The organism is Armatimonas sp. (genome assembly GCF_043760365.1).
Classification (GTDB): Bacteria; Armatimonadota; Armatimonadia; order Armatimonadales; family Armatimonadaceae; genus Armatimonas.
On the sequence record NZ_JAYUPA010000855.1, the window covers coordinates 1 to 3,118 of the forward strand.

Consider the following 3,118-nt stretch of genomic DNA (forward strand, 5'->3'; position numbering starts at 1 on the left):
CGCAAGACCGGCTCATCCAGCACGCGGAAATACGCCTCAACCGGCGGGCGTGGCACATCGTCGCGACCATGCACGGCCAGATCTATCGAGACATTGAGCACCCGTGCGCCCTCGGGGTAGTCCATCCCCAAAAAGAAAATATCACTCCAGCCTGAATGCGTTAAGTCCATGCGCACGGGCGTGCGCTCGCGCAGAATGGGCAGTGCGCCCTCCGCACCAGGCGTCGTGAGCTCCGGGCGTACCCGCAGGAGTAGCTCGGCGGGATGATTGGCGCTGAACATCCACTGATTGCCCCGGACAGAGCGCACGGAGCTACGTACTTGATCGGCTAAAATCTGAAACGCCACTCTATGGTAGGCTGCCGCCAGTGCACTGGAGAGCGCGTCATTGGCTCCCTGTGCCGCTTCGGCATTCCGAAACGCCGCAATCGCTTCCTCAAAGCGACGCTCTAGCAGATGCACATAACCGGGATACGGCAGGTGCCCCCCCACGGCAAAACCCTCGCGGGTCGGCAGGTGAAAGCGATGGATGGCGTAGAGAAAGAAGCACGCCCGAACGCGCTGATAAAGGCTCTCGCTCTCGTGCCGAAAGCGCTCCAGGGCCACGCACTCTTCTTGCAGACCGGCCACATCCAGCCCGGCGCAGAGCGTGTCAAGAGAAGTGTCCCGAATGGCGGGATCGTCGGAAGTAATCAGGGGAATAAGAAGACTCACAGCCCCGATTGTACCGCAAGTGCTGCGAATATAAACCTGTTAAGATCGGAGTTTATACCACAGCGCCTGTCCCAAAAGCAAAGCGCCTCCGATCAGGCACAGCGGCCCAAAGAGCCAGCCTCCGAGGGAGTAGAGCGTGCGGGAGCTTGTACGCCCGATGGTGACTTTTAGTGTCTGGGGCTCGCCGTTTTTCACGTGAGCCACCTCTACCCCGTTGGGCGAGACCGCACTGGTTCCCCCATCCACATCGGCGCGAGCAAGCCAGCGTCCGTTCTCCATCGCCCGCATCGCAAAGAGCAGGCTGTGCTGGGCGTGTTGCACACTCCCCCACTCGTTCGGGTCCATGTTCGGCACGAGCAACACCTCCGCGCCGTCCTGAACTAGCCGCCGATCCACCTCCGGGTAGTCGTTATCAAAGCAGATCGGGACGCCGAGTCTTCCCAGCGTCGTCGGGATCGCCTTCGCCGTCTGGCTCGCGATGCCATCCGTCACAAAGTGCACTGGGTGATTCTTCGCATGAACCCCGATCAGCTCGCCCTGGGGATCCAGCACAAACGCCGAGTTCTCGTACTGCTTGTCGCTATCGGCGCCCGTGGCAACATGCGCGCCAAAGATCAAGTGTGCATTGTTTTTCTGCGCCAGTGCCTGAAGACGCGGCCAGTAGTTCTCGAACTTCAGCTTGCCCGGCACCCGTGGATCGGAGTGAAAGGCATGCTCCGGCCAGAGGATCACATCCAGATCCTCATGGGGTTCCGAGAGCTTAAAGAGCGCCTCCTCATCGCCATACGCTTGCACCAGCAACACCCGGAGTGGGCGCTCAGGCTGCGGCGCGGACAGAGGCACCACGCAGGCCACGGCCCAGAGCGTGGTCGCAAGGGCAAGCGCACGGCCCTTGAGGGTTCCCAGAAAGAACGCCAGAAAACTGATGCCATAGACACCGAAACTCGCGGCCAGCGGCGTAAAAACGGGCCGCCCCGCCACACAGTAGCCCAGTGTGCTCCAGCCGAAGTTGAGAGCGAAAAGCTCCGCGCGGTAGAACTCCAGCCCCACCCAAAGAACCGCTGCGCACCAGAGCGGAAGTTTTTTGCCCAGCCACGGCCAGAGCGTGCAAAAGAGAATCGGGAAGAAGGCCACAATGACGCACAGCGGGACAACCGCACTGGCGAAGAGATTTGCTAGCCAGAAGAGAGTCGCGCCCGTATGGATCCCCGAAGAGAGCGCACCAATATAGAATCCCTGCCGTGGAGTCGCGCCCTCCAGTGCTTTGAGAAGGGCGGCGATGGCCAGCGGCAAAAAATACGGCAGATGATACGGCGGAAACGCAGCGGCCAGCAACACGCCCGAAAGAGCAGCAAAGATCAGTCGTTGTGTCAGTGGCATGGGCTACTATACTCCAGAATTTCAGGGCATGTCGTCGTACACTCCGGGAATATGTCCGGCTTCGGCAAGCATCACTTGCATCTCATAGGAGAGAGAGCGAGCGTCCAAGATATAGCCATTGACCTGTACCATCCAGGCAAGACTATGGTGCTTTAGACGAGATGGCAGGCAGTAGTCATACGTATGGTAACCTTGCTTTAGCTGGTCTATAATTTGGCTTGCTTTATTACCTGAAGTGCTCTTCTTCACTCCAAAGATCGTGTTGATCTCTTCGGTTTTCATGTGAGGCGTCTGTGATTTATCCCCGAGGAAATTCAACCGTCCGACTGCCTGCACAATAGCACACGCCCAGATATTCTCCTGTCCCGAAGCCAGTGGCGAAGGACGCTTTCGCGAGAGGGCCGCGCACATTTTACGCGTCATAAACGCGTATTCTTCGTCCAGATGCGCTTGACAAAATGCATCCGTCAGTGCCGTAATGGCATCAAACTTTGGCTGTAGTGCTTTGGCAACTTTGAACTCCTCACTCATAAAACTCACCTCTGTCCCTCCTGCGCTACTTTATTCGTTTTCGTATTCATCAACATGTTTTTGCCACGCTGAAAAATCCTCAGGGTAGTCTAGGCTATGGCTCTCAAACCAGCTCGTCAAAGTGAGGGAATCATAGCCAAAGCCACTGGGAACCATAAACGTTTTCTCAAACCCTAGGAAAGACATTCCCTCACGAATCGCAAGAAGATAGTGCCGTGCTCCGACGTTATCCTCAGGGCAGATTTCTAAGAGGAGCTTGAAGAGAAAAACAGCGTTCTCGGAATTTTGTTCTTTCCAGCAAGCGATTGCCTCATTAAGCAGAGCCCGAAGAAGATGTCGGTTCTCTAAAAAGCCCCACGACACACGTAGGATAAATGAGTTGGACTTGATCCTTCCCAGAGCACGCGTACAAGCTTCTTTGAGGAGTGCACGCCCCGGTTTTCCTTGCAGAATATCCCCCAGTGCACCGTAACTATCGTAGAAATCAGGGTCTT

Annotated in this window: 3 protein-coding genes and 1 pseudogene; all 4 read right to left on the bottom strand. The window is 56.7% G+C overall.

The window, feature by feature from the left end; genetic code table 11:
• A pseudogene (locus tag ACH2EH_RS21170) lies at nt 1–713 on the bottom strand (UTP--glucose-1-phosphate uridylyltransferase); the annotation flags it as partial.
• Nucleotides 714–752: 39 nt separating this feature from the next.
• Nucleotides 753–2,093 (bottom strand): apolipoprotein N-acyltransferase, encoded by a 1,341-nt coding sequence (locus ACH2EH_RS21175; protein WP_395144849.1) that lies wholly within the window; start codon nt 2,091–2,093, stop codon nt 753–755.
• Nucleotides 2,094–2,114: 21 nt separating this feature from the next.
• Nucleotides 2,115–2,624, bottom strand: a complete 510-nt coding sequence (locus ACH2EH_RS21180; protein WP_394796232.1) for a DUF6398 domain-containing protein — start codon at nt 2,622–2,624, stop codon at nt 2,115–2,117.
• Between the two features lie 30 nt (nt 2,625–2,654).
• A partial coding sequence (locus ACH2EH_RS21185) for a hypothetical protein (protein WP_395144851.1) occupies nt 2,655–3,118 on the bottom strand: 464 nt, incomplete at its 5' end.

Coding starts and splice junctions, on each gene's coding strand:
- ACH2EH_RS21175 (WP_395144849.1), bottom strand. CDS start 2,093: ATGCCACTGACACAACGACTGATCTTTGCTGCTCTTTCGGGCGTGTTG.
- ACH2EH_RS21180 (WP_394796232.1), bottom strand. CDS start 2,624: ATGAGTGAGGAGTTCAAAGTTGCCAAAGCACTACAGCCAAAGTTTGAT.